The sequence below is a fragment of the Halomonas sp. MCCC 1A13316 genome (assembly GCF_014931605.1).
Taxonomy (GTDB): Bacteria; Pseudomonadota; Gammaproteobacteria; order Pseudomonadales; family Halomonadaceae; genus Halomonas.
Genome location: NZ_CP053382.1, coordinates 1637003 through 1663908, shown reverse-complemented (window position 1 = coordinate 1663908; position 26906 = coordinate 1637003). Strand labels below are relative to the sequence as shown.

The window sequence follows — 26906 nt, the reverse complement described above, 5'->3', positions numbered from 1 at the left end:
GGTTATCGCAGCCCTGCCAGCCGACTGTCCAGCCAGGCGACGAAGTCTGCCGACGGTTCGGCTTCGACCTCGAGTACCCAGCCCTGCGCGAGAGTCATGGCATCGCATTTCTCTGCATCCTTGGCCGTCATCACTACTGGCAGGTCATCGTCGAAAGCCAGGTCCTGCGGCAAGAAGCGATGGTGATCGGCGAAGGCATGCGCGCTTGCTGCTACGCCCAGGTCGTTCAGAGTCGCGAAGAAGCGTCCGGGATTACCGATTCCCGCGACCGCGTGCACTGGCCCCCGAAAAGGCAGCGGGTCCAGGGGAAAGCTCGCGCCGTCCGCCAACGAGCGCCAGCGCACCGGGGCCAAGCGAAAGGCGTGGGTTCCCTCGGGCAGTGCGATAGCCGCTTCACCATTGACCAGCACGGCGTCCACCTCACTCAGGCGCGACAAGGGCTCACGCAGCGGGCCCGCCGGCAGGCAACGTCGATTGCCGAAGCCACGGAGACCATCCACTACTACCAGTTCGACATCGCGTCCCAGCGCCAGGTGCTGCAAGCCATCGTCGCTCAGCAGAATATTGCAGCCCTGTTCGAGCAGCGCCCGGGCCCCACGCGGGCGGTCAGGGTCGACCACCACCGGCAGGCCGGTCTGGCGCGCCAGCATGCGCGGCTCATCACCGCTCTGGGAGATCGGCGTCCGTGTCGTGACATGCAAAGGATAGTCTGCGCCCCGCCCCGCCTTACCGCCGTACCCCCGCGACACGATGCCAGGCCGCCAGCCGCGTTCCTTCAGGTAGCGGGCAAGCCAGGCCACCAGGGGAGACTTGCCCGTCCCTCCCAGGGTCACGTTGCCGACCACGATTACCGGTACCGGGGCTCGCCACACCGTACGATGACCATCACGGTAGGCTGCCGCACGCCGCGCTATGGCCCATCGATAGATCGACTCGAGCGGGCGCAGCGCCTTGAGCCAGACGGCATTGCCATAGGCCGCCTGCAACCAACGCTCGCCCAGGCCATCGCTCATGACACCGAGGCTTCCTGGAACTGCAGCCGATGCAGCGCTGCATAGGCTCCATTGTGTGCCAGCAATTCGGCATGGCTGCCCTGTTCGACGATCCGACCCTGTTCCATGACAATGATGCGGTCCGCCCGTTCGATCGTAGAGAGGCGATGGGCGATGACCAGCGTGGTCCGCCCACGGCAGACCACCTCGAGCGCTTGCTGAATATAACGCTCCGACTCGGTATCCAGCGCCGAAGTGGCCTCGTCGAGCACTAGCATCGGCGAGTCCTTGAAGATCGCCCGGGCGATGGCCAGGCGCTGACGCTGTCCACCGGAGAGCATCACGCCATTGTCGCCGACGATGGAGTCGTAGCCTTCAGGCAGCCGCTCGATGAATTCATGGGCATAGGCTGCCTTCGCCGCCGCCTCGATGCTGCTGCGCTCGGCCTGCGGTACGCCATAGGCGATGTTGTCGGCCACGCTGGCGTTGAACAGGGTCACCTGCTGCGACACCAGTGCAATCTGACGGCGCAAGGGTGCCAGGCGGTATTCGTCGATAGGCACGTCGTCGATCAGCACCTGGCCGGAGGTAGGTCGATAGAAGCGTGGCAGCAAGCCGGCCAGGGTCGACTTGCCACTGCCCGAGCGTCCCACGATGGCAACCATCTCGCCGGGCTCGATGGCCACGTCGATGTCCTTGAGCACCTCGGGCTGATCGTCGCCGTAGCGGAAGTGAACTCCACGCAGTTCTACCCTGCCGCGCAGACGCTCGGGTTCACGGGTGCCTTCGTCGGGCTCTGTCGGCACCCGCATCAGGCCGAACAGCTCCCCGGCCGCGGCGATCCCTTTCTGGATCTCGCTATTGATCTCGGTGAGCTGGCGCACCGGCTTGGCCATCAGCGACGCGGCGGTGATGAAGGCGACGAATTCACCGGGCGTCATGTCGGCCAGCAGCGCCGGTGACATCGCAAACCACACCAGTATGGCCAGTGACACGGCGATCATCAGCTGGATCACCGGCGTGCTGACCGCCTTGGTCAGGGCTTCCTTCATCTTTTGCTGGCGGTTGTAGTCGCTGGCCCGGGCGAAGCGCGCCTTTTCAAAGGCCTCGGCGCCGTGGGTACGCACCACGCGATAGCCGGTGAGGGCCTCGGAGGCTACATGGGTGACGTCGCCCATGGAACTCTGGATGCGCTGGGAGATGCGCCGAAACCGCTTGCTGGCATAGCTCACTACGCCGCCGATCAGCGGCGTCACGGCGAGGAACAACAAGGTCAGCATCCAGTTGGTCCACAGCAGGTAGGCCAGCAGACCGAGCACGAACAGTCCTTCACGCAGCAGAATCGTGATGGCGTTTGTCGCCGCTCCGGTAACCTGCTCCACGTGGTAGGTGACCCGCGAGATCAGGTGACCGCTGGAATGGGAGTCAAAGAATCTTCCCGGAAGGTGCAGCATGTGGTTGAACACGTTACAGCGCAGGGCATGTACCACGTTGCGTGCCACGTTGCTCATGAAATAGGTACCGAGAAACGTCCCCACCCCCCTGACCGCGAACATGAACACCACGAACAACGGCAGAAAGAGGCGAAAGGAGGCATCGGGGTCCTGGATGCCGTCGATCAGGCGCTTCATCATCTCGGCCAAGGCCGTGCTGGAGGCCGCATAGAGCGCGTAGCCGACGATCGCCAGGGAGAAGGAGATCCAATGTGGCTTCACGTAGGCCAGCAGTTGCTTATAGAGGGCCCAGCCCGAGTATTGGGTCCGGTCTTGAGTCACGGTGTCTCCGCTTGCGTGGATGTTGCCTGTGTTTCGCGTGTGGCGATGCGAACTTGACGGATGCCGAGCACTCCCGCCTGGTCGAGCGCCCGCACCACGTCGGCGTGCACCGCCCTGGCATCGGCCTCGATCACCAGCCCGTGCTGCCTGGCCTGGTCGGCCTCGGCGGCGAGTGCGTCGCCAAGCTCGGCGGTAGCCAGTTCACGCTCGCCCAGCCGGTAGCGCCCCTGTTCGGTCACCACTAGAGTGACCGGCGAAACCTCGAGGTCAATGCCGCCTGCGCTTTCGGGAAGCGTGAGCTCAAGCGCCTGGCGGGTTTCGAAAGTGGTCGAAACCATGAAGAAGATCAATAGCAGGAAGACCACGTCGATGAGCGGCGTGAGGTTGACCTCCACCGGATCACGGCGACGGCGCGCAAACCTCACGAGCGCCGGGCCTCTGCAGATGGACGCTCTGCCTCACGCTGTTCGCTGAAGCCCAGCTCGCCACGGTAATGGGCGAGAAATTCCACCACCTGGCCCGCCTGTTCCTCCATGCGCACGGTGATATCTTCGACCCGCCGCTGGAAGTAGCGATGAAACATCAGCGCCGGGATCGCTACGGTGAGGCCCGCTGCGGTAGTGACCAAGGCGCGCGAAATGCCGCCAGCCAGTTCGGCGGTACGCCCGGCACCGTCGGCGGACACGATCACCGCAAACACTTCGATCATGCCGACCACGGTGCCCAGAAGACCGATCAGGGGGGTAATCGCGGCAATGGTGCCCAAGGGGCTCAGAAAGCGTTCCATGTCGTGGATGACGGCGGTCGCGGCCTCCTGCAGCCGTGCCCTGACCTGCTCGTGACCCAGGCGCGCATTGCGCAGCCCCGCAGCCAGCACGCCACCCAGCGGCGAATGGCCCTCGAGCCAGTAGAGGTTGACCTGGCCACGGGCCACCAGCGAGCAGACTTCCTGGCCCAGGCCGTAAGGTGCAATACGCTTGGCACGCAGGGTCCAGAGGCGCTCGATGATGATCACCGTCGCCAATAGCGAACATCCCAGCAGTGGGATCATCAACCAGCCGCCGGCGATGAGCGCGTCCATCATGTCCATCGGTTTCCCCTCTTCACGCAACGACCGTCGCGATCAATGGCGCGATTCTACCCCATGGCACCAGCCTTCGACACCGCCGCGGCGCCAGGGTATGTCACGCTCGGCGTGAAGCGACACCTGCTCTTCGCGACCCAGCCAGAAAGTTACGGCGCCATCCAGGGCGGTGCTCCATTGACAACTGCCGGCGCGGCGAAAGCGCCGCACCACTTCGTCGTGAGGGTGTCCGAAGGCGCTGTGTCGAGCAACACTGTAAATCACGTGGCGCGGCGCCACCCACTGCACCAGATGCGGTCCCGAGCTGGTGTGGCTGCCATGGTGCCCGGCCACCAGTAGCGTGACCGGCAGCTCCACGTCGAGCAGAAACATTCGTTCGATCTCGCGGCCGACATCACCGGTAATCAACAAGCGGTCGCTGCCAGCCGTCACTTCCAATACGCAGGAGCGATCGTTATTGGAAAGCTGCTCCGTCTCCTCGGGCGGCCAGAGCACCCGATAGGACACACCATCCCGCTGCCAGGCCTGTCCGCGCCGGCAGCTTTCGAAGGGTACGCCGATGGATTCACCGGATGGGGCCAGATACCGCCCTACCGCATGTTCCGCAGCCAGCACGGCAACGCCACCGGCATGATCTAGGTCTCCGTGGCTCACTATTACCTCATCGAAGTGTTGCCCCGCCGGCCACAGCGAACTCAGCGGGGCAAAACCCGAGGCGAAGCGGGGACCGCTATCGTAGAGCAGACGATAATTGGCGCTACGCAGCTCGATCAACTGGCCCTGGCCGACATCCTGCACCCTCACCCGCAGGGCGCCTGGCTCGGATAGAGGTGCCGTCAGCCCCAGCATGGCCGGTACCAGCAGTAGCGCAGCCCCCAGGCGCAATGTCCTGGTCAGGCCGGGAAGCGCCCATAGCAGTGCCACGAGGCCGAGCATGAGGGCCAGAGGCAGGACCTGCTCCGGCGAGGGCCACCACAGCGGCAAGCGCTCCACGGCCAGCTCCAGCAATCCAACCAGCAGCCGTGCGGCGTACTCGAAGAGCCGCCAGCACCAGTCGCCCAGGTACGGAAGGGGCGCGAACAGCCAACCCAGCAGACCGAGTGGCACCAGCAGGAGGCTCACCAGCGGCACCGCCACTAGGTTGACCAGCGGCGCCGCCGGGGCCAGCCTGGCGAATGCCAGCAGTACGGCGGCCGCCATCAACGGAGCCAGCAGCAGCTGAGTACGCACCAACCCCCGACCCCAGCCGGAAACGCCCCGCGGCCGCGGGCGCCCCTGCCAGATCAGGATCAGCAGCGCCACGGCCAGGAACGACAGCCACAGCCCGGGGCGCCACGCCGACAGAGGGTCGAAGGCTATCACCAGCCCCAGAGCCAGCCACCACGCCTGCCACGGGCCGGGTGCATGTCGCCCGCTGGCCACCCATAGCCCGATCAGCGTCATGATCATGGCGCGCATGGCCGGTGGCTCCAGCCCCGCCAGCCAGGCATAGCCGACGGTCGCGACACCGGCCAGCCACCATGGCCATACCGCCATTCGCCAGCGGCGCGGCACGACCAGCCGGGCCAGAGCGCGTGAAGCCAGCAGCACGAAGGTCGCCACCAGCCCCACGTGCAATCCGGAAATCACCACCAGATGGGTCGTGCCGCTGGCGTTGAGCAGATCCCAGTCGTCGCGCCCGAGCCGCTCGCTCGCTCCCAGTGTCAGGGCGGCCAGCCAGCGCCGGGTCTGCGGGGAGAGCTGGCGTTCATCGAGATAGTTGAGCGCGCGCTGGCGCAACGATGTCGGCGCCGCCGCCAGTCGCTCGGCCCCGGGCTCGCTGCGCACGTAGCCGGTGGCCTGGATTCCCTCGCGCCAGAGCCAGGCGCCATAATCGAAGGTACCGGGGTTGGCGAACCCCCCCGGCGGTCTCAACCGCACGGTCATGGCCCAGCGCTCCCCTGGCTCGACCTCAGGCGCCTCGAAGAAGCTTAGCCGCACCCGGCGCAAGGAATCGCACGGCAGCCTGGCGGAGTCCCACGGCCGGCACGCATCGACGCGTACCATCAAACGGCTGAGCCGCCCTTCCTTCTCGACGGATTCGATGCGCCCCTCCAGGGCGAGATCGGCGCGCAGTAACCCGTCGGGCAGCTCAGCACCCTGGGCCAGCAATACCTGAGACGCTGCGAAGGCAAAGACCGCTGCCAGGGCGACAGCCCGCCATTCGCCTCTCGCGACCAGGAACAGCAGGCACAACGACCAGGCTTCAAACAGTCCTGACGGCGCCCAGCGTCCCAACCCTACGCCGACCAGCGCTGCCAGCGCCAGCGGCATTGCCATACCCCGTCGCACTCCCTCGCCCCCTTCTTCCCCGACCCCAGGCCCGATTCACTCCGTTGAGCCACATTCCGCCCCCAGCATGGCGAGCCTGCTTGCATACATGGATAATACCCGGGTCCCGAAGCAGCGAGCCAATCCGACATGCCGCGGCGATTCCTGCAGCGCTACATGCCCAACCCCGAGACGCTCAGGCGCCAGCGCTCGCTGCGCTTCATGAATCGAATGATCGGCGATCCCGGGCTTTGGGTGCTCACCCGGCGCACCGTGGCCAACGCTTTCTCCGTTGGACTGTTCAGTGCCATGCTGCCGATCCCCTGCCAGATGGTGGTTGCAGCCTTCGGCGCCTGGCTGCTGCGCTGCAATCTGCCGCTCTCCGTGGGTCTGGTGTGGATCACCAACCCCTTGACCATGCCGCTGGTTTTCTATGGCAACTACCGGATCGGCGCTTGGCTGATGGATACTCCGGCGCGAGAGGCTCCTACTCGCGTCTCGACCCGCTGGATCGCCGAACGCACCGCCGACATCGTGCCTGCCGTGGCGTTGGGCTCGGTGGCAACAGCTATAGTGCTGGCCCTTGTGGTGAACCTGCTGGTACGCCTGGCATGGCGCTGGCACGTCTCCCGCAGCTGGAAACAGCGTGCCACGAAGCGCCGGCTGAGACGCCGCGAAACGAGCGATTGAGCCCCTTGGACAAGGGGCTCTGAAGGGAATGTCAAATCGAAGGCACCTTGGCAGAGCAGGACTCAGGCTTGCTCGCTGAGACGCCCCCCATCCAGCCTCATTACTCGATCCTGGTGGGCGGCGAGCGAGGGGTCGTGGGTCACCACAACGAAGGCACATTCGGTGGTGCGGGCCAGCTCGTCCATCAGGGCCAGGATACTGGCAGCGGTGCTCTGGTCGAGATTGCCGGTGGGTTCGTCCATCAGTACGAGGCTGGGGTCGGTGACCAGGGCTCGGGCAATGGCCACGCGCTGACGTTCGCCACCCGAGAGCTCGCCCGGCTTGTGGTCGGCACGATGCTCGATGCCCACCTTGACCAGCAGCTCGCGAGCCCGCGCCTCAGCGGTCTTCTTGCGCTGTCCGCGAATGATCAGCGGCAGTGCTGCGTTCTCCAGCGCGGTGAATTCGGCCAGCAGATGGTGGAACTGATAGACGAAGCCGATATGGCGATTACGGAACTTCCCCAGTGCCGCCTCACCCAGGTCGAGCAGGGATTCGCCGGCAATGGCCACCTCGCCACGCGTCGGGCGGTCCAGCCCCCCCAAGAGATTGAGCAGCGTGGTCTTGCCCGACCCCGAGCTACCCACCACGGCGACACGCTCCCCGGCGCATACCTCGAGCGATAGGCCATCGAGCACGGTGACGTCCTGAGGCCCCTCGCGATAGATACGCGTCAGGTCGCGGCAGGCCAGCATTACCCTGCCACTGGCCGTACGCTGCGTGAGGCCCCCCTGGTTTGCGGTGGTCAAATCACTCATAGCGCAGTACCTCCGCAGGCTGCACGCGCGAGGCGCGCCAGGCCGGATAGAGAGTGGACAGGAAGGTCAGGCCGAAGGCGGCGCCAATGATGTTTCGCACGTCATCCCAGTGCAGGCGTGACGGGAGGTCGCTGATGAAATAGACACCGGCGTCGAGAAATTGGATACCAAGGGTCGATTCCACCCAACCGATCAGGTCGGAAACGGTCAATGCCAGCAGGATGCCGAGCCCCACGCCAATGGCGATACCGATGATGCCGATCGCCAAGCCCTGGACGACGAAGATGCCCATTATCGAGCGCGGTGTGGCGCCGATGGTACGCAGTATGGCGATATCGGCGTGCTTGTCGGTTACCACCATCACCAGGGTCGAGACGATGTTGAAGGCGGCCACGGCGATGATAACCGTGAGCAACAGCGCAATCATGCGCTTCTCCATCTGGATCGCCTGAAACAGGTTGCCATGGGAGTAGGTCCAGTCGATACCGCGATAGCCCATGCCCAGCTGGTTGACGATGGCGCGCGTCTCGGCCCCTGCGGCGAACAGGTCGTCCAGCTCCAGACGTAGCCCACCCACGGCGTCGCCCAGTCGTGCCAGGGTCTGCATGTCCTCGATGTTGGCATAAGCCAGGTTGGCATCGAGATCGGCGCCGACGCTGAAGATGCCGCTCACTGTGAAACGCTTGAGGCGCGGAAAGACACCGGCCGGGGTAATCGATGCCTCGGGCACCAACAGCGTGACACGGTCACCCACGCCAACCCCCAGATGACGCGCCAGCAGGGAGCCCAAGACGACGTTCCACTCGCCCGGCTGCAGGTCGTCGAGGCTGCCTTGGCGCATGTGGCTACCGATGATCGAGACACGATCCTCCCACTCGGGATGAATGCCGTTGACCATGGCACCCTCGTTGCGCCCACTCACCGAAAACATGCCCTGCTGCTCAACGTAGGGCGCAGCACCGATCACCCGCTCGCGCTGCATCAGCTGTTCGGCCAATGCCTCCCATTCGACCAGGCCGCTGGGGGACTCGATCTTGGTATGCGGCACCATGCCGAGAATGCGGGTGCGCAGTTCATGGTCGAAACCGTTCATTACCGAGAGCACCAGGATCAGTACCGCTACGCCCAGCATCAGGCCCAGCATGGAGGTCAAGGATATGAAGGAAATGAAATGGTTGCGGCGCTTGGCGCGCACATAACGCAACCCTATCAGCAGTGGTAGGCGGTCGAGCATCATCGCGTTCCTTGTCAGAGGTGGCCATGGTACGGTTTTTTCCGCTGCGCTGCATCGGATGCGTTGGGTTTCCCAGAAGCTTGCATCATTGGCGGTGCGAGCCTACATTTCGCCGACTCGGTACACGGCACCGTTCTAAGGAAGCACTGAACAAATCGACGAGCGAGATGAAGCACAAGGCGCATGGAGCACAGGAACCGGAGCATATGGGGTATATGTGAGGGTTCCGCGCACCGCGCAACGCAGTGATGCGCTCGCGTAGGCATTTGTGCAGCGCTTCCCTAAGACGCGACTCAAGAGGCTTTGCTCATGGCCAATCGCCTGCTTCCCGAATGGCACCCACAGGATGCCGTTCAGCTCACCTGGCCCAGTCCGACCAGTGACTGGGCACCCTTGCTCGAGCGCATCGAGGCCACCATGGAAGCGATGGTGGTGGCCATAGCGCACGATCAACACATGCTGATCGCGGTGCCCAGCGCCGCCACACGCAACCATCTCGCAAGGCGCTTCGCCAACCTTGGGGTCGATCCTGCACGCCTGCAGTTCGTCGTAGCCGAAGCCGATGACACCTGGACTCGCGACCATGGCCCCATCGCCATCGAACGCGACGGTAGACTTCTGCTGCTCGACTACGTTTTTACCGGCTGGGGCGGCAAGTTCGAGGCCGAGCGCGACAATCGCCTGACCCGGTGCCTGGCCGAAGCGGGCGCCTACGCCTGCTCGGTGGAGAGCCGCGACATCGTTCTCGAAGGCGGCGCCATCGATACCGACGGCAAAGGCACCCTGCTCACCACCCAAGCCTGCCTGCTCAACCCCAACCGCAACCCTGAGCTGGACCGTGCAGAGGTGGAAGCGCTGTTGAAGGCCGATTTCGGCATCGAGCGGATCCTGTGGCTGGCCAGCGGCCACCTTGAAGGCGACGATACCGACAGCCATGTGGACACCCTGGCGCGTTTCTGCGACCCAACGACCATCGCCTATGTGCGTTGCGACGATGAAGCCGACCCGCACTACCCGGCCCTGGCCGCCATGGAGGCGGAACTCAAGGCGTTTCGCCGCGCCGACGGCGAGCCCTATCGCCTGGTACCGCTGCCCTGGCCACGGCCCTGCTTTGACCCGATGGATGGGCATCGGCTGCCGGCCACTTACGCCAACTTCCTGATCGTGAACTCCGCGGTGCTGGTGCCGGTCTATGGCGATGCCGCCGATAGTCGGGCGCTCGCTGTCCTGGCCGAGGCCTTTCCCGGCCGGGAGATCGTACCCATCGACTGCCTGAGCGTGATTCGCCAGCACGGCAGCCTGCACTGTCTGACCATGCAGCTCCCCCGGGGCAGCCTGAACGCCGCTACACAGCAAGGAGAAACCTCATGACCCGCACCCTGAAGGTCGGCCTGGTCCAGCAGCCCGCCTGGCCGGACAAGGAGCGCAGCCTGGCCGAGAGCGAAGTTGGCGTACGCGAGCTGGCAGCCGCCGGTGCCGAACTGGTACTGCTCCAGGAGCTGCATGCCACGCACTACTTTTGCCAATATGAGGCCACTGAGCTGTTCGACCTGGCCGAACCGCTGGACGGCCCCACCGGACGGCGGCTCGCTGCCCTGGCGGCCGAGCTAGGCATCGTACTGGTCGGCTCGCTGTTCGAGCGCCGCGCCCCAGGGCTTTATCACAATACCGCGGTAGTCTACGACCGCGACCGCGGCCAGGTGGGCGTCTACCGCAAGATGCACATCCCCGACGACCCGGGCTTCTACGAAAAATTCTACTTCGCCCCGGGCGATCAGGACGATAGCCGCAAACAGGGCTTCCAGCCCATCGACACCTCGGTGGGCCGGCTGGGGCTGCTGGTGTGCTGGGACCAGTGGTATCCGGAAGCGGCACGACTGATGGCACTGGCGGGTGCCGAGGTACTGCTCTACCCCACCGCCATTGGCTGGAGCCCCTCGGACGACGACGCCGAGAAGGCGCGCCAGAAAGAGGCCTGGACGCTGATCCAGCGCAGCCACGCGGTAGCCAACGGGCTGCCGGTGATCGTGGCCAATCGCGTCGGTCACGAACCGGATCATTCCGGCGTCGGCGACGGCATCGACTTCTGGGGTGGCAGCTTCGTCGCCGGGCCCCAGGGCGAGCTACTGGCCCACGGCGGCACCAAGGCCGAGCGTTTGCTGGTCACCCTCGACATGAGTCGCGGCGAGGACGTACGACGCATCTGGCCCTACCTGCGCGACCGCCGCATCGACGCCTATGGCGACCTGACCCGGCGTTACAGGGATTAATAATCGGTTCAACGCACTTTGCCGGGAAACGCGGCACGGATCTTCAGGAAAAAGTACGCTGTGTCGCGGTACCCGTAGGCCATCCGCTTGATGACCTTGATTCGGTTGTTCATGCCTTCCAGCACACTGGTGTTCAGCCGGTGCCGGGCACTGGATAGGATTCCCTCCAGATAGGGCGCCAGGCGCTTAGCGAAGCGTTCCAGAGCCTCTATGCCGCTGCTGATGGCCATGTCGTACCACTCCTGCCAGGCGTTGCGGGCAGTGACCTCGTCGTCGGCAAACCATAGGGTCTTCAGCTGATCCTTGAGCAGATACGCCGTGGTAAGTGACGCATTGGCCGCCAGCAGCTCCTTCAGCTTCACCGCCTGCTCGGGCTTGAGATTGTCGGCATTCCGCAGCAGCAGCCAGCGGCTACCCTTGATGACCTTGCGGGCCGCCTTGTCGCCGCGCAGCTGATTGGCCTGGTCGACGCGCACCCGATCCATCACCTCGCGCCCGTACTTGGCCACCACATGGAAGCGGTCGTAGACCACCTCGGCGTTGGGACATTGGTCCTTCACCTCGAGATCGAAGGCCGTATTCATGTCCATGGCGACGGCCTCGATCTGCTCTCGCGCCTCGCCGAGCCACTCAAAGAATGGGCGAACTGCCTCGCGGGAGCGGCCTTCGCCGACCCATACCACCTGTTGGGTGTCAGCGCAGGCGACCACAATGGCGTAGCGGTGCCCCTTGTGCAGGGCGAACTCGTCCATCATCAGGCGTCGCAAGCGTGTCGGATCCGGTTCCGGCAGATCACGCTCCAGGCGCTGCTTGTCGATGGTCTTGACGGTATGCCAGTGCAAACCGACCAGGTCCGCGACATGCCGAATCGGCAGCAACGTGACCAGACGCTCTACCCACTGACGCAGCGTAGTGGTGACTGGCGATCGTCCTGGCAGCCAGTCGATACGCTCCCGTGTCGGGCCGCAGAGGGGGCAGCGAAGACGTCGGACCGGGACGTTGAGCTCCACTCGGTAGATCAGCAGTGGCGCCTCGCGGACGCGCCGGCGATACACGTCATGTACCAGTAAACAGGCGTGGTCGCAGCCGCTGCAGACGGGCGGGACCCGGTCATCGGGCTCCAGTTGGAGCCGCAGTGTCTGAGGATCCAGGAACTCGTGGTGGGTGACGGTGAACCCTTTCCAGAATAGGCAGAGCGGGGTAGCATTCATGGCAACGGCGGTGTCCGTAGGCTGACGTTTTGGCGAATATCAGCTTACCCGGATTTACCGCCGTTTCTCTATCCTGCCCGCGCCGCAAGCCCTGCCTGTTTCACGCTGATCTGCGATGAACCTAATAATCCAGCTGTGAAATACGTACCGCCATAAACGGCGCTGGAGACAAGCCGGAGAGGAGGTCTTTTGCCATGGGTGAGGAGCATCGCTCCGAACGGGCTGGCCATGGATGGCCAGCACCGGTCCTGCAAGCGGAGCAGGATGCGAGAGCGAAGCAGGGCAAAAGTAGCGCCTAGGGAAGGGTTTACAGCGCCTCCTCGAAGGTTTGGTGCCAGATCAGCCGTGGGCACAGATCACAGAGGCTTATCGGGTCGGGATTAAGAAAAACCCACCGCTGCTGAGGCAGGCGGTGGGTTTCCTTTACAGCCGAGCTCAGGCCTCCGGCGCCTTCCAGAAGTCGCGAATCGAGGCGATTCCCTGGGCACCCACGGCGCGGGCGTGGTTGGCGTCGAAGCGGGTCATACCGCCCAGCGCGAACACCGGCATGGCAGCACGCTCCACCAGTTGCTGGAAATCATGCCAGCCCATCGGCGCCACCTCGGGATGCGACGGTGTGGTACGCAGCGGCGAAAGGGTAACGAAGTCGCAGCCGATGCGAGCCGCCTGGCCGAGCTGCCGGTGGTCGTGGGTCGAGGCCGAAAGCCACTTGTCTTCTGCGATGGGCCGACGCTCGAGGCTCATCAGTCGCTCGCTGGTGAGGTGAACGCCGTCGGCATCGACCTTCTCCAGCAAGGCGGGATCGGCATTGAGCAACAGCTGCGCGCCGTGCTGACGGCAGCGCGCCAGGGCCCGCTCGGCACGTGCCAGATAAACGGCCTCGTCAAGGTTCTTGGCACGCAGCTGCACCAGGCGCACGCGATCTTCCACCAGCGCCCGCTCCAAGCAGGCGTCGAAGATATCCTCGTCGGCCTCCTCGGCGGAGATCAGGTACTCTGTCGGTAGCATCACTGCCTGCAGGATGGGCAGGTTGGCCGCCGGAAACGGGTAGTTGACCAACTCGTCGAGCGGTACCCAGCGCACCGCTTGTCCTTCACGCCCGAACGGCTCGCCACTGAACTCATGCACCTGCCAGACATCGAGCAGAATGTGTTTGTCAGGATATTCATGATGGATGCGAATCAGCGGCTGAGCGCGCCTGATCTCCACCCCGAGCTCCTCGTGAAGTTCGCGCTTGAGACCTTCCAAACCGGTCTCGTAGGGCGCCAGCTTGCCCCCCGGAAACTCCCACAGCCCACCATGGTCGACGTTGGAGGGGCGGCGGGCAATCAGCGCCTTCTGGCCATCGCTGCTGATGATGGCGGCAGCCGCCACGTGCACCCTTCTCTTCACCATTACGTTCATTGACTCCTACCCGCTTGTCCCGCGCCGTCACGAGCGACGCAGGGGTGATGTTCTTGCGGCGTGGCCCTGCCTGGCAGGGATGGCCTAGCTGCGATATTCGGCGTTGATGCTGACGTAGTCATGAGACAGGTCCGACGTCCAGACCGTAGCACTCTCCTCGCCCCGTCCCAGCGCGATACGGATAGTAATCTCTTCCTCGCGCATCACCCGGCTGCCGTCCTCTTCGGTGTAGCCGGCAGCCCGGCCACCCTTCTCGACCAGCCTCACGTCCCCTAGATCGATAGCCACTCGCTCGACATCGAAATCACTCACCGGGGCGCGCCCCACCGCCGCCAGGATGCGCCCCCAGTTGGCGTCGGAAGCGAACAGCGCCGTCTTGACCAGCGGCGAGTGCGCCACGGTAAAAGCGACGCCCAATGCTTCTTCACGGCTCGCCGCCTCGGACACCTGCAGCGTGACGAACTTGGTGGCACCCTCGCCGTCGCGAATGATCGCCTGGGCCAACTCGGTCATGACCCGCTGCAACCCGTTGCGGAATACGGCGACCTGCTCATCGCTGGCCACCTCGGCGCCACGCCCGGTGGCGATCAGCACGCAGGCGTCGTTGGTCGAAGTGTCGCCATCCACGGTGATGCAGTTGAACGAACGATCCACCGTCTCGCGCAGCAGCAAGTCGAGCAGCGATTGTTCGATGGCGGCATCGGTCGCCACGAAGGCCAGCATGGTCGCCATGTTGGGCTTGATCATGCCCGAACCCTTGCTGATGCCGTTGATGGTCACCTCACTTCCACCTATCGTCAGCGTGACGCTGGCGCCCTTGGCTCGGGTGTCGGTGGTCAGGATACCCTCCCCCGCCTGTTGCCACGCCTCGCCATCGGCCCCCAGCGATTCCAACGCCGACGGCAAGCCGCCCAAGAGCCGCTCCATGGGCAGCGGCTCGCCGATCACGCCGGTGGAAAACGGCAGCACACTTTCCTCCGGCACGCCCGCGAGTCGAGCAAGTTCCGCACAGGTCGCATGGGCGTCGCGCAGGCCAACCTCGCCGGTACCGGCATTGGCATTGCCGGTGTTGATAACAAGCAGGCGAGCGCCTTCGCCGCGCGCCTGACAAGCGGCCAGATTGGCCTTGGCCACCGTGACGGGTGCGGCGCAGAAGGCGTTGCGGGTGAAGCTGCCCGCCACTCGGGCGCCCTGAGGGATCTCGATCACCACTAGGTCGCGCCGCCCCGGCTTCTTGATGCCGGCCATGGCGGTACCCAGACGCAGCCCTTCGATAACCGGCATGGCCGGAAAACGTGTCTCACCCACAGCCATGGAAAAATTCACTCCTCAATCGTTTAGGACGACCTGTCAGCTCAGCTGACCGCAGCACTGCTTGTATTTCTTCCCCGATCCGCACGGGCAGGGATCGTTGCGCCCCACTTTGGGCCCTTCGCGGCGCATGGGCCGGCCATCGGCCGCGGCTGCCGGCGCGGGAGCGCTCTGAGCCTCGCTCTCGGTGAGTTCCGGGTCATCGTGACGACTCGCGGCGGTCGCCTTCTCGCGCTCCAGCGCCTCACGCCGCTGACGCTCGAGCTCATCGACCTCCTCCGGCCGGCGCACATGCACGTGGCTGGTGATACGGGTGATATCGGCCTTTATATTGGTCAGCAAGGTCTGGAACAGCTCGAACGCCTCGCGCTTGTACTCCTGCTTGGGGTTCTTCTGAGCGTATCCGCGCAGGTGAATACCGCGACGCAGGTGATCCATGGACTGCAGATGCTCCTTCCAGCGCGTGTCGAGCACCTGCAGCATGATCTGTTTCTCGAAGCGGCGCATCAGCTCGGCGCCGGCAATGTCGACCTTCTCCTGATAGATGCCTCGGTGCATCTCATGAAGGCGCTCGCGCAGCTGCTCTTCGTGGAAACGCTCGTCCGCCTCGGACCACTCCAGCACCGGGGCTTCGAGGCTGAACTCGGTCTTCAGGTGTTCCTGCAGGCCGGCAAGGTCCCACTGCTCCGGCAAGCTCTGCGGCGGCACGAACTCGCTGATAGCGAGGTCGAGTACCTCGTCGCGGATGCCCAGCACGTTCGAGGAGACATCCTCGGCGGCCAGGATCTCGTTGCGCTGCTCGTAAATCACGCGGCGCTGGTCGTTGGCCACGTCATCGTACTCGAGCAGCTGCTTGCGAATGTCGAAGTTGCGACTCTCGACCTTCTTCTGTGCGCGCTCCACGGCGTTGGTGACCATCTTGTGCTCGATGGCCTCGCCGCGCTCGAGGCCCAGCGCCTTCATCATGCGCTGTACGCGGTCGGAGCCGAACAACCGCATCAGGCTGTCTTCCATGGAGAGGAAGAAGCGCGTCGAACCCGGGTCGCCCTGGCGGCCGGCACGTCCGCGCAACTGGTTGTCGATGCGGCGGGATTCATGGCGCTCGGAGCCGACCACGTGCAGGCCACCGGCCTCCAGCACTGCCTCGTGGCGCACTCGCCACTCCTCGCGCAGTTTCTCTACCTGCTGCTCGGTGGGATTTTCGAGCTTGGCCGCCTCGGCCTCCCAGTTGCCACCCAGAACGATGTCCGTGCCACGGCCGGCCATGTTGGTGGCAATGGTGATGGCACCGGGGCGCCCGGCCTGGGCAATGATCTCGGCCTCGCTCTGGTGCTGCTTGGCGTTGAGCACGTTGAACTTGAGCCCCGCCTGCTTCATCAACCCCGCCAGGTACTCGGAGGTCTCGATGGAAGCGGTACCCACCAGCACCGGGCGCCCGGCCTCGGTCTCGTCCTTGACGTCGTTGATGATCGCCTCGAACTTCTCCTCCGCCGTGAGGTAGACCAGGTCGTTGAGATCGCGACGAACCAGCGGCCGGTTGGTGGGGATGACGATCACGTCCAGGCCATAGATCTGGCGGAATTCGAAAGCCTCGGTGTCGGCGGTACCGGTCATACCGGCCAACTTGTCGTAGAGGCGGAAGTAGTTCTGGAAGGTGGTCGAGGCCAACGTCTGGCTCTCGCGCTGTACCGGCACGCCCTCCTTGGCCTCCACCGCCTGGTGCAAGCCTTCGGACCAACGCCGCCCAGGCATGGTGCGGCCGGTGTGCTCGTCGACGATCACCACCTGATTGTTGGCAACGATGTAATCGACGTCGCGGTGGTAGAGGTGGCGGGCGCGCAGCGCCGAGTGCATGTGGTGCAACAGGTTGAGGTTCTGGGCGGCATAGAGCGAGTCCTCCGGGCCCAGCAGCCCCTCGGCGCGCATCAGCTCCTCGACCTTGTGGTGGCCGGCCTCGGTGATTTCGACCTGCTTGTGCTTCTCTTCGAGCACGAAGTCGCCGCTAACGGGAGCATCGGCGTCTTCGGAGACCTCGCCCTTCTCCAGTTGCATGGCCAGGCGGTCGACCACCTTGTAGAGCTCGGTGTTCTCGTCCACGGCACCGGAAATTATCAGTGGCGTACGCGCCTCGTCGATCAGGATCGAGTCCACCTCGTCGACGATGGCGAAGCTCAGGTCGCGCTGGACCTTGTCTTCCAGCGAGAAAGCCATGTTGTCGCGCAGGTAGTCGAAGCCATACTCGTTGTTGGTGCCATAGGTAATGTCGCAGGCGTAGGCGGCACGCTTCTCCTCGGAGGTCTGGCCGGAATAGATAACGCCCACGGAGAGGCCCAGGAACTCGTACAGCGGACGCATCCACTCGGCATCGCGGCGCGCCAGGTAGTCATTCACGGTTACCACGTGCACGCCGTTGCCCGGCAGGGCGTTGAGATACACCGCCAGGGTGGCCACCAGGGTCTTGCCCTCGCCGGTCTTCATCTCGGCAATGCGCCCGCGGTGCAATGTCATGCCGCCGATCATCTGCACGTCGAAGTGGCGCATGCCCATTACCCGCTTGCTGGCCTCGCGCACCGTGGCGAATGCCTCGGGCAGCAGGGCATCGAGGCTTTCACCCGCCTTCAGCCGCTCGCGGAACTCCTCGGTACTCGCCTGGAGGGCGGCGTCGTCGAGCGCTTCGAACTGTGGTTCCAGCGCGCTCACCTGCGCCACCTGCCGCTGCATGCGCTTGACTTCGCGGTCGTTCTTGGAGCCGACGACCTTGCGTAACAAAGTATTGATCATGAAACGTCCATTCTGCGTATCGCGGTTAGCCGGCGCTATGCAAGACTGGCGCTAGGCCAGCCGCCACCGGCAGCATTCGTTGGCTTACGAGCAACACGACAGGTGGGGAGGTCCACGGCGGGAAAAGACATCATGGGCGGCGGCCCAGCGACGCGGTGGCATCAAACGCGGTGGAGCGACACGCTTCGCCTTAACCGCCGGGCGCCGCCGCGGCCAATGCGGCATGGCACGGCGGCGGGCCACGTGACGACAGCGGGCGCGCATCAAGGTCGGAGCAAGAATGCAGGTCTGTACCACCCGCTCGGCAAGACGCAGCGTTTCCGCCTGGCTCAGGCCAGCCGGCAACAGACAACTCACCAAAAGCCCGGCCAGCCACCAACGCGACCGCTGTCGACAGCGGGTCGACACAGCCGATGGGCTGGCGACGCTACGATCCTTTGGCTGGGCGGTCATGCTGTCGCTGTTCTCCGAGCGTGCTAGGCTTGGCGTGTTGGTTCGGATGAGAAAACAAGCCCATGAGTATAAAGGTTAAGCGCTCACGAGCACAGCCCATGTCTCGGCTACTGGGAGGCAATGGGGAACTGGCGCCGCTGATGCGCACGGCAAGGCTGATCGCCCGGGCGCAGCAGCACCTGCGCGAGCATCTTCCGGAAGAGGTGCGCGAGCACCTGTTCGTGGGAGGTTACCACGACGGCAAGCTGGCACTGCTCACCGACCGAGCGGTATGGCTGACCTGGTTGCGCTACGAGCAGCCGCGTCTGCTCGAACTGCTGCACCAGCTGCCGGAGTTCGCCGCGGTCACCGGCTTCAGCCTGAAGGTACGCCCCGTGCGACCGCTCAAGGTGCCGCCCCGCCAGATCCGAACGCTGCCAGCGCCGGCCGCCGACGAGATTTCCGCTTGTGCCGCCGATGTCGACGACCCTCGGCTGAAGCGTGCCCTGGAACGACTCGCCTCTCACGCGGAGCGCGGCGATTAGCGCTGCCTGCTGCGCGTGATCAAGCCAGGCGGTAGGTAATACCGTCCACCTCGACTTCGCGAATGTCATCATAGGAGACGGTAACGCCGTTGATGTCGCCGGGCTCTCCCTCATGCTCCACCAGCATCGTCTCGGGAACGACTTTCACACCGGTGACCCCGACGTGCTGGATACGCGCCGAGAAGCGCTTGCCTTCGTGGTCGACGACCACGCGTTCGCCGAACATGCATCGCCCCACCTGGTCGCGCAGCTCTTTCTTCTCCACCTGCTTTACGGTCATTGCGGCCTCCCTGTCCCACCGTGCTGAATCGTCAACTGAAGCGAGATGCCCCGCCCTTTGTCATCACTGTAGGAGACACGACGGTTTACGACATCCTCACCGCAGCTGGAGGGAGACCATTCACTGGCGCTATGCTGAAAACATCCTTGACCTCCTTTGACACCAGACCGGGAATCCCATGGCGCTCAGCAAGACCCAGTCCAGCTTCTACCGTCGCCTCTACCTCGCTCACCTGATCGAGCAAGGCGTCGCCAGCGTACCGGCCATCGTTGCTGCCACCGGCATGCCCCGACGTACCGCCCAGGACACGCTCAAGGCGCTCGAGGAACTGGATGTACGCTGCGAGTTCAGGTCTACGCCGGGCGAGCGCCACAACAGCGGGCAATACGCCATCATGGACTGGGGGCCTATCGATCGGACCTGGGTGGCACAGCATGCCGAACGCCTGCGTACTGCTTTGGGCTATCCAGCTCTGGCATGAGGCAAACCCGAGGGACAAGGCGGTTCCTGGCAGCGACGGTACTACTGCTGGCTGGCTGTGCCGCCCCGGTATTGCAGACACCTGGGACTGCCCCGAGCGAGCCCCAGTTGATGCCTTACCAGGTCATTGCCGAGGATGGCTACCGCTTGCCGCTGCGCCACTGGCCTGCCAAGGAGAGTGCCCAGGTGGTCGTACTGGCCGTACATGGCTTCAACGACCATGCCGGCAGCTTCGAGATCATGGCCAACGCCCTCACGCCGCATGGCATCGAGGTTTATGCCCACGACCAGCGCGGCTTCGGCACCACCGACCAGCGTCGCCTGTGGCCCGGCCACGAGCGGCTGCGTAACGACGTTATCCTGCTCGCCGAACTCCTGCGCGAGCGTCATCCCGACACACCGCTCTATCTCATCGGCAAGAGCATGGGCGCCGCGGTGTCGATGCTCGCCATGGCCGCCGAGGCGCCACCGCCGGTGGATGGCAGCGTGCTGATCTCACCCGCCGTGTGGAACGAGGAGACCATGCCCTGGTACCAACGCCTCGGGCTGTGGCTTGGCATACGCCTGATACCCCAGGCCACCTTCTCGGTGAGGACCACGCATCGTCTCGGCATCGAGCCGACCGATGACGAGGAGATCAAGCGACGCCTGGCCAACGACCCGCTGATTTTGCGCAGCGCCCGGGTCGATACGCTTTATGGCCTGACGCGCACCATGGGGCTGGCACTCGAGGCGGCTGAAGCGCTCCCGCCCCCCGCGCTGATACTGTATGGCGACGAAGACCAGATCATACCCATGAAGGCATACTGCGCCCTATTGCAGCGTCTTCCCGATGACGACGCCATACGCCTGGCACTCTATTCCGATGGCTACCACATGCTCACGCGCTACACCCGGCGCGAGCGGACCGAGCAGGATCTGGTGGCCTGGCTGCACGATCCCAGCAGCGAGCTACCCTCGGGCTTCGAAATGGCCCACAAGCAGGCCCACTCCACGCTGTGCGATGATGCCAGCGGGTAAAGGGCAGCGGGCATGCCCCCGAGCTGGCGGGGGACTTGCGAGGCCAAAAAAAGCGGCGGGCCAAGGCCCGCCGCAAGACACCGATCAGTCGCACTGACCGAGAGAGATGCCTGGTTGGATCAGATCTCGAAGCCGAGCCCGAAATCCTCCGCTGCGAGCGCCATCAGCGGCTCGGCGCCGGCCTGGATCATGCGGGCATGGGCCAGGGTGCGCGGCAACAGACGCTGGAAGTAGAAGCGAGCGGTGTTGATCTTGGCCTCGTAGAAGGCCGCTTCGTCGCTGCCAGCGGAGAGCGCCTCACGAGACTGCCTGGCTGCGCGTGCGAAGAGGTAGGCAAGCGTCACGTAGCCGGAGTACATCAGGTAGTCGACGCTCGCAGCGCCCACTTCCTCGCGGTCGCTCATCGCCTTCATGCCGATGCCCATGGTCAGCTCGCCCCACTCGGCATTGAGCTTGGCCAGCGGCGCGATGAATTCGGCAAGCTCGGCGTTACCCTCTTCGGCCTTGCAGAACTTGTGGATCTCCTTGGTGAAGACCTTGAGGCTCTCGCCCTGACTCATCAGTACCTTGCGGCCCAGCAGGTCGAGGGCCTGGATACCGGTGGTGCCCTCGTAGAGGCGAGTGATACGCGCATCGCGTACCAGTTGCTCCATGCCCCACTCCTGAATGAAGCCGTGGCCACCGAAAACCTGCACGCCTTCGTTGGTGGCCTCGAAGCCCACCTCGGTGAGGAACGCCTTGACGATCGGTGTCAGCAGGCTGAGCAGGGTCTCGGCATGCTCACGCTCCGCCGCATCCTGGCCATGCTCGACGACATCAAGCATCTGGGCGGTGTACAGCACCAGCATCCGCCCGCCTTCGGCGAATGCCTTCTGCGTCAGTAGCATGCGGCGCACATCGGGGTGGACGATGATCGGATCAGCGGGCCTTTCCGGCGCCTTGGGCCCGGAGAGTGCACGCATCTGCAAGCGGTCGCGGGCATAGGCCAGCGCGTTCTGGAAGCTCGCCTCGGTCAGGCCCAGCCCCTGGATGCCCACGCCCAGGCGCGCGGCGTTCATCATGGTGAACATGCATGCCAGGCCCTTGTTGGGCGGACCCACCAGGAAGCCGCGGGCAGTGTCGAAGTTCATCACGCACGTCGCGTTGCCGTGGATGCCCATCTTGTGCTCGAGCGAGCCACAGCTGACGCCGTTACGCTTGCCGGGATTGCCTTCATTGTCAGGCATGAACTTGGGCACCACGAACAGCGAGATACCCTTGGAGCCCTCCGGCGCATCCGGCAGCTTGGCCAGCACCAGGTGAACGATGTTCTCGGCCAGGTCGTGCTCGCCGGCTGAGATGAAGATCTTGGTGCCGGTGATCTCATAGGCACCGTCGGCGGTAGGCACGGCGCGGGTCTTGATCAGCCCCAGGTCGGTGCCGCAGTGCGGTTCGGTCAGGCACATGGTGCCGGTCCACACGCCTTCCACCAACTTGGTGAGATAGGTGGCCTGCTGCTCCTCGGTACCATGGTGACGCAGCGCATCGGCGGCGCCATGGGACAAGCCGGGGTACATGCCCCAGGCCAAGTTGGTGGAGCAGATCATCTCGTTGAGCGCCATGGCCAACGAATGGGGCAGCCCCTGCCCGCCGTGCGCGGAATCGGCGGCAAGGCTCGGCCAGCCGCCCTCGACGAACTGCTGGTAGGCCTCCCTGAAGCCCTTCGGCGCCTTCACCTCGCCCCCCTCCAGCAGGCATCCCTCCTGATCGCCGCTCTGATTCAGCGGCAACAGCACCTCGCGTGCGAAGCGCGCGCCCTCCTCGAGGATGGCGGCAACCACGTCGGGCGTGGCCTCTTCTCCGCCTGGCAGGCGGGCGTAGTGAGCGGGATAGTCGAGCATTTCGTCCATCACGAAACGAAGGTCGCGCAGGGGGGCCTGATAGTCGGGCATCTCTACTTCTCCAAAAGATCGCCTGGGCAAAAAGGTCGCCTGAAGTCGGTCGTGTGAAAGCGGCGGCGCCTCTTTCAAACATGTGTTTGAAACTAGCCTGCATGCCACGCTTAGTCAAGCGCTCGTTTTATTCTTGTCCCGACTATCTTTCGTGGACTCTCTCATGTCGCACCGGCAGCCAGACCCACCCCCGGGGCGCCAGTCGACAAACCTTGCCCATCCGTTTCGAGAGAGAGCGAAAAGAGAAAAATAATCTGCTGCAGCAGACAACATGGCTTACAAGTCGCACCATTAGAATGCGCAAAAAACGAATGAGTACAAATTTCTTGCGCACCAGTCAATGAATCGGACCATACCGTGAGAGCATGCCTGTATTACGGCGGGCAACGGTCAGGGCATGGCTTCCTCGAGCCTCTCGCGCAGCGTCTCCAGCCGCGCCTTGAGTTCGGCCAGCTCGTCTGGCGACTGGCCGCTGGCCATGATCACGCAGTCGGGTATCTCCTCGGCCTGCGACTGCATGTCCCTGCCCCGCTCGGTGAGAAACAGTTCAACGACCCGTTCGTCACGGCGACTACGCACCCGTTTTAGCAGCCCATCGGCCTCCAGGCGCTTGAAAACGGGCGTCAGCGAGCCGGTATCGGTCATCAGGCGCTGGCTGATAGCGCCGGCACTTTGGCCGTCTTCCTGTCACAGTGTGAGCAGCACCAGGTATTGGGGATAGGTAAGGCCAAGCCCCTTGAGCAGGGGCTTGTAGAACTTGGTCATCAGCAGTGAGGTCGTGTAGAGCGTAAAGCAGAGCTGATTGTCGAGCTCAAGGTCGGAGCCGGTCTCCTGGCTGGCCATGCGGGTGCTCCCCTGTTCTTGTCGTGCGTCTCGTTGAGCGCCCTACGCTAGCGTGCCAGCCAGTACCTGCCAAGTGCGGCCGCCAACGCTCACTGCATTCGAATGCCGCCGTCCAGGCGCACCACTTCGCCGTTGAGCATGGCGTTGGTGATGATCTGCTCGGCCAGGCGGGCGAACTCGTCGGGATGCCCCAATCGTTTGGGAAACGGCACCGAGGCAGCCAGCGCCTGGGCCGCTTCGTCAGGTATCTCGCTCATCATCGGCGTCTGGAACACGCCTGGCGCAATTGCCATGACGCGAATGCCGTGTCGCGACAGTTCACGTGCCGCCGGCAGGCTCATGCCTACCACGCCGGCTTTCGAAGCACTGTAGGCGCACTGCCCCACCTGGCCGTCGAAGGCGGCAACCGAGGCGGTATTGACGATCACCCCGCGCTCGCCGTCCTTGCTGGGTGCATTCTTGGCCATGGCGGCGGCGGCAAGTCGCATCACGTTGAAGGTGCCCACCAGGTTGATCTGCACGGTGCGCGCGTAGGCGTCGAGATCGGCCGGGTTACCTTCACGGTCGACCAGCTTGGCCACGCTGACCACGCCGGCACAGTGCACAACGCCGGCAAGGCCGCCTTCGCCGCCCAGTGCGACGGCCGCATCCACCGCCGCCTGCATGTCCTCGGCCGACGTCACGTCGCCGCGCACCGCGCGGGCGGCCTCGCCGAGCTTTTCGGCGTGCGCCTCGACGGTGTCGCTGAGATCGCAAAGCACTACCTGGCCACCGCCGGCGACGAGGCGCTCGGCTGTAGCCGCTCCCAATCCGGAGGCGGCGCCGGTAATCAGAAACGTACGATCCTGCACTTGCATCTAGTGTTTCTCCCGGTTCATTTCGCTGCCGGCGCGCCGGACTCCGCCTTTTCGGCGGCATCGGCGCGCAACTTGAAGCGTTGGATCTTGCCACTGGGCGTCTTGGGAAGGGTGTCGACAAATTCGATGACGCGTGGGAAGGCATGGGTGGAAAGCCGCTCACGCACGCGTTGACGGATCTCTTCGGCCAGCTCGTCGCTCGCTTCGAACCCCTCCCTCAGCACGACATACGACTTGATGATCTCGCCGCGGATCTCGTCGGGCTGGCCCACCGCAGCGGACTCAGCCACTGCCGAATGGGTCATGACGGTATTCTCCACGTCGGTGGGCCCCACGCGGTAGCCCGCAGTGGTAATGATGTCGTCGTCGCGGCCGGCAAACTGGAAGGTGCCGTCCTCGTTGCGGATCACCACATCACCGGTCAAGTAGTAGCCATTGGCGAATGGATGCTTCTCCTGCCAGGTGTAGCCGGCGAAGAAGTGCGCCGGTGAGCGCTCGATATCCACCGCCAGCACGCCCGGCTCCCCCGGCGGCAGCTCGTTGTACTCGGCGTCGAGGATGGCCAGGCGGTAGCCCGGCATGGGCACACCCATGGCTCCGACGTGTTTGGGATGCTCTAGGGTATGGTGGTTGCAGCAAGTCATGCCGGTCTCGGTCTGGCCGTAGTGATCCATGACAGGGCACCCCAGCGAGCGCTCGACCCAGGTCACCACCTCGGTGTTGAGAGGCTCGCCGGCGGAGCTGGCAACACGCAGCTCGAGGCTCTCGTGAGCAGTATCGAACAGGCCCGAGGCCTTCATCAGGCGATAGGCAGTGGGCGCGGCGGCAAAATTGGTGATGCGGTGCCGCTGCATGAAATCAAGAGCCCCGTCCGCGCTGAAGCCTGCCTCGCAGAAGTGCGTGGTCACTCCCAGCAGCAACGGGCCGGCAATGGCGTAGTAGAGGCCGTAGGCCCAGCCGGGGTCGGCCATGTTCCAGAAGCGATCGCTCTCGCGAAGGTCGATGGCAAGCTCCATGTAGAGCGCGAAGGCCGGCATGCCGGAGAGCGGCACCGCCACGCCCTTGGGCTTGCCCACGGTACCGGAGGTAAACATCTGCAGGAAAGGCGCCTCCGGCGAGAGCCGCGGCGGATTGGCTTCGATGGGTGAATGCCCCAGTGCCTCGCTCCAGTCGAGATCGGCATCGTGGCCTTCGCTCGGGCCGCCCACGGCAAGCACGGAGGGGCATTGCGAAAGGCCGTCGAACTTGAAGCGGTTGGCGTGATCGGTGATGACCAGCTTGGTGTCGGCGCGCCCCAACCGGTAGTCGACGGCGTCGGGGCCGAAGGCAGTGAACAGGGGCTGATAGACGGCGCCGATGCGCCAGGTGGCCAACACTGCCACCAGCAGCTCGGGTGAACGCGGCAGCATGCAGGCTATGCGATCGCCCACGCCGAGGCCGCGCTCGGCGAACCAGCCGGCAAGCCGGGCGCTGCCGGCTTCCAGTTCGGCATAGGTGAGTCGGTTGACGTTGCCCCGAGTATCCTCGTGGATCAGCGCCGGCACCTCACCGCGGCCGGCGCGCAGATGACGACCGCAGCAGGATTCGAAGGCGTTGAACTTGCCATCGCCATGGTCATCGAGCCGGGCGATGACGTCGTCGACGGAAAAAGCCTGGTAATAGGTGGAGTACTCAGGAAGCTGTTGGGTGCTCATGACTGCCCTCTTGTACCGGTTTATGCTTGTTGTTGAAACGCCGCCTCGGCTTGGCGCACTACCGAGGTTGGTTCGCGGTCCTATTCAGCTTTTGATTCTTCTGCTTAGATGCCGTTGACGTAAGCGTCAACCTAGCAAGCGCTCGGTACAAGCTAGAAGTAAAGACGGGGCAGGGCAACCCCCGAGACAGGGTTCCCGGGCTAGACCTTGGTCGACTGCCCAGGCTGGGAGTGGGTTGAAGGAGCAATCATCGCAACCAATTCGTGAGCCAAGTCCTCCGGCTTGCGCGGCCCTTCGGGATCGTACCAGCGCACCGTCCAGTTCAGCGCGCCCATGACGAAGCGCGATACCAGAAAGCGATCGCCATGAACGAGCCCGGCCTCCAAGGCTTCGTCTATGACCTGCTCCCACAGCTCCTCGTAAGCGTCGCGCAGATGGCTCAGGTGGTCTCGAGCAGCCGCATCCAGCCGCCGCCATTCATAGAGGGCGACGACATGCGCATTGCGATCGGTCAGCAGCGTTTCCAGGTGAGCCCTGGCCATTGCATGCAGGCGCTCGCTAGCCGAACCGCCGCATTCATCCAAGGCCTGCCGAGCCAGCATCAGAGCGTTCTGAGTGCCCTCCTCGATGACGGCCGCCAGGATCTCCTGCTTGTCGCGAAAATGGTGGAACAGACTGCCGGACTTGATGCCCATCTCTTGGGCGAGCATGCGCACCGTCGTGCGATCGAAGCCCTCCTGAACGAACAATTGTGCGGCCAGACGGGTCAATTCCTTACGGCGTGGGGACTCGTTAACGACATTCATCGGGTTTACACTAGCGCTTGCTTGGTTGATCTTGAGAAAAACACAGCGACGTCGGCAGGTCAACGCGACATATCGCAGAGAATACCCCGACGAGACGGCCGCAACGCCTGCTGAGCCGGCTCTCGTCAACGACAAACATAACGGATGATTCGACAGGAG

Annotated in this window: 23 protein-coding genes and 1 pseudogene; 6 read left to right on the top strand and 18 right to left on the bottom strand. The window is 64.2% G+C overall.

The features are described 5' to 3' along the window. Positions 1-2: 2 nt before the first annotated feature. Genes lpxK through HNO52_RS07715 form a run of 5 tightly spaced genes read right to left on the bottom strand, consistent with a single transcriptional unit; the run spans position 3 to position 6170 of the window. Complete coding sequence (lpxK, locus tag HNO52_RS07735; RefSeq protein ID WP_197568572.1) at positions 3-1013, bottom strand: tetraacyldisaccharide 4'-kinase; 1011 nt, start codon at positions 1011-1013, stop codon at positions 3-5. Next, positions 1010-2767 carry a lipid A export permease/ATP-binding protein MsbA gene (gene msbA / locus HNO52_RS07730; RefSeq protein WP_197568571.1) on the bottom strand — a complete coding sequence of 586 codons (1758 nt, stop codon included), beginning with the start codon at positions 2765-2767 and terminating at the stop codon, positions 1010-1012. The genes lpxK and msbA overlap by 4 nt, the downstream gene beginning before the upstream one ends. Beyond that, positions 2764-3192, bottom strand: coding sequence for an ExbD/TolR family protein (locus HNO52_RS07725; protein WP_197568570.1), 429 nt, complete (start codon positions 3190-3192; stop codon positions 2764-2766). Before HNO52_RS07725 ends, msbA begins: the two co-directional genes overlap by 4 nt. Then, a complete protein-coding gene (locus tag HNO52_RS07720; RefSeq protein ID WP_197568569.1) occupies positions 3189-3857 on the bottom strand; it encodes a MotA/TolQ/ExbB proton channel family protein in 669 nt (222 codons plus the stop codon). Before HNO52_RS07720 ends, HNO52_RS07725 begins: the two co-directional genes overlap by 4 nt. A gap of 33 nt (positions 3858-3890) precedes the next feature. Continuing rightward, entirely contained in the window at positions 3891-6170 is a 2280-nt protein-coding gene (locus tag HNO52_RS07715; protein ID WP_197568568.1) for a DNA internalization-related competence protein ComEC/Rec2, read from the bottom strand. A gap of 141 nt (positions 6171-6311) precedes the next feature. Between HNO52_RS07715 and HNO52_RS07710 the strand changes: the two genes are divergently transcribed. Continuing rightward, positions 6312-6851, top strand: a complete 540-nt coding sequence (locus HNO52_RS07710; protein ID WP_197568567.1) for a DUF2062 domain-containing protein — start codon at positions 6312-6314, stop codon at positions 6849-6851. Positions 6852-6913: 62 nt separating this feature from the next. Here HNO52_RS07710 and HNO52_RS07705 read toward each other — a convergent pair whose 3' ends face one another. Both HNO52_RS07705 and HNO52_RS07700 read right to left on the bottom strand, forming a co-directional pair. Continuing rightward, positions 6914-7648 carry an ABC transporter ATP-binding protein gene (locus HNO52_RS07705; protein ID WP_197568566.1) on the bottom strand — a complete coding sequence of 245 codons (735 nt, stop codon included), beginning with the start codon at positions 7646-7648 and terminating at the stop codon, positions 6914-6916. Further along, positions 7641-8882 (bottom strand): lipoprotein-releasing ABC transporter permease subunit, encoded by a 1242-nt coding sequence (locus HNO52_RS07700; protein ID WP_197568565.1) that lies wholly within the window; start codon positions 8880-8882, stop codon positions 7641-7643. The genes HNO52_RS07705 and HNO52_RS07700 overlap by 8 nt, the downstream gene beginning before the upstream one ends. A 309-nt stretch (positions 8883-9191) precedes the next feature. Here HNO52_RS07700 and HNO52_RS07695 point away from each other — a divergent pair, with 309 nt between their 5' ends. Together HNO52_RS07695 and HNO52_RS07690 are read left to right on the top strand one after the other, a co-directional pair. Continuing rightward, on the top strand, positions 9192-10253 hold the full coding sequence (locus tag HNO52_RS07695; protein WP_197568564.1) for an agmatine deiminase family protein: 1062 nt from the start codon (positions 9192-9194) through the stop codon (positions 10251-10253). Next, positions 10250-11152 (top strand): carbon-nitrogen hydrolase, encoded by a 903-nt coding sequence (locus HNO52_RS07690; protein WP_197568563.1) that lies wholly within the window; start codon positions 10250-10252, stop codon positions 11150-11152. Before HNO52_RS07695 ends, HNO52_RS07690 begins: the two co-directional genes overlap by 4 nt. Positions 11153-11160: 8 nt before the next feature. On the opposite strand, the gene HNO52_RS07685 is transcribed toward HNO52_RS07690, so the two are convergent. The 4 genes from HNO52_RS07685 to secA all read right to left on the bottom strand — a co-directional run bounded on the left by HNO52_RS07685 (position 11161) and on the right by secA (position 17859). Further along, complete coding sequence (locus tag HNO52_RS07685; RefSeq protein ID WP_197568562.1) at positions 11161-12363, bottom strand: ISL3 family transposase; 1203 nt, start codon at positions 12361-12363, stop codon at positions 11161-11163. 435 nt (positions 12364-12798) lie between these two features. Further along, complete coding sequence (locus tag HNO52_RS07680) at positions 12799-13758, bottom strand: Nudix family hydrolase (protein ID WP_197568561.1); 960 nt, start codon at positions 13756-13758, stop codon at positions 12799-12801. 93 nt (positions 13759-13851) lie between these two features. After that, positions 13852-15081, bottom strand: a complete 1230-nt coding sequence (gene argJ, locus HNO52_RS07675) for a bifunctional glutamate N-acetyltransferase/amino-acid acetyltransferase ArgJ (RefSeq protein WP_197568560.1) — start codon at positions 15079-15081, stop codon at positions 13852-13854. Positions 15082-15117: 36 nt separating this feature from the next. Next, complete coding sequence (gene secA, locus HNO52_RS07670) at positions 15118-17859, bottom strand: preprotein translocase subunit SecA (protein ID WP_197568559.1); 2742 nt, start codon at positions 17857-17859, stop codon at positions 15118-15120. Between the two features lie 551 nt (positions 17860-18410). Here secA and HNO52_RS07665 point away from each other — a divergent pair. Next, positions 18411-18836: a DUF721 domain-containing protein gene (locus HNO52_RS07665; protein ID WP_232090639.1), complete on the top strand. Its 426-nt coding sequence runs from the start codon at positions 18411-18413 to the stop codon at positions 18834-18836. Positions 18837-18855: 19 nt separating this feature from the next. Here the strand turns inward: HNO52_RS07665 and HNO52_RS07660 are convergent, their stop codons facing one another. After that, positions 18856-19116, bottom strand: coding sequence for a hypothetical protein (locus tag HNO52_RS07660; RefSeq protein ID WP_197568557.1), 261 nt, complete (start codon positions 19114-19116; stop codon positions 18856-18858). Between the two features lie 178 nt (positions 19117-19294). On the opposite strand from HNO52_RS07660, the gene HNO52_RS07655 reads away from it, so the two are divergent. Together HNO52_RS07655 and HNO52_RS07650 are read left to right on the top strand one after the other, a co-directional pair. Further along, complete coding sequence (locus HNO52_RS07655) at positions 19295-19597, top strand: winged helix-turn-helix domain-containing protein (RefSeq protein WP_197568556.1); 303 nt, start codon at positions 19295-19297, stop codon at positions 19595-19597. 110 nt (positions 19598-19707) lie between these two features. Next, on the top strand, positions 19708-20616 hold the full coding sequence (locus HNO52_RS07650) for an alpha/beta hydrolase (RefSeq protein WP_232090637.1): 909 nt from the start codon (positions 19708-19710) through the stop codon (positions 20614-20616). Positions 20617-20735: 119 nt separating this feature from the next. On the opposite strand, the gene HNO52_RS07645 is transcribed toward HNO52_RS07650, so the two are convergent. The 6 genes and pseudogenes from HNO52_RS07645 to HNO52_RS07625 form a co-directional block, all read right to left on the bottom strand. Continuing rightward, complete coding sequence (locus tag HNO52_RS07645) at positions 20736-22547, bottom strand: acyl-CoA dehydrogenase C-terminal domain-containing protein (RefSeq protein WP_197568555.1); 1812 nt, start codon at positions 22545-22547, stop codon at positions 20736-20738. Positions 22548-22937: 390 nt separating this feature from the next. Beyond that, a pseudogene (locus HNO52_RS21315) lies at positions 22938-23219 on the bottom strand (MarR family winged helix-turn-helix transcriptional regulator); the annotation flags it as partial. 15 nt (positions 23220-23234) lie between these two features. Continuing rightward, a complete protein-coding gene (locus HNO52_RS21310; protein WP_332107664.1) occupies positions 23235-23390 on the bottom strand; it encodes a winged helix DNA-binding protein in 156 nt (51 codons plus the stop codon). An 89-nt stretch (positions 23391-23479) separates the two neighbouring features. Continuing rightward, positions 23480-24247 carry an SDR family NAD(P)-dependent oxidoreductase gene (locus HNO52_RS07635; protein ID WP_197568554.1) on the bottom strand — a complete coding sequence of 256 codons (768 nt, stop codon included), beginning with the start codon at positions 24245-24247 and terminating at the stop codon, positions 23480-23482. 17 nt (positions 24248-24264) lie between these two features. Further along, the gene (locus HNO52_RS07630; RefSeq protein ID WP_197568553.1) at positions 24265-25941 is read right to left on the bottom strand and encodes an AMP-binding protein; all 1677 of its coding nucleotides are present in this window, start codon (positions 25939-25941) and stop codon (positions 24265-24267) included. Positions 25942-26141: 200 nt separating this feature from the next. Continuing rightward, positions 26142-26747, bottom strand: a complete 606-nt coding sequence (locus HNO52_RS07625) for a TetR/AcrR family transcriptional regulator (protein ID WP_197568552.1) — start codon at positions 26745-26747, stop codon at positions 26142-26144. Positions 26748-26906: the final 159 nt, after the last annotated feature.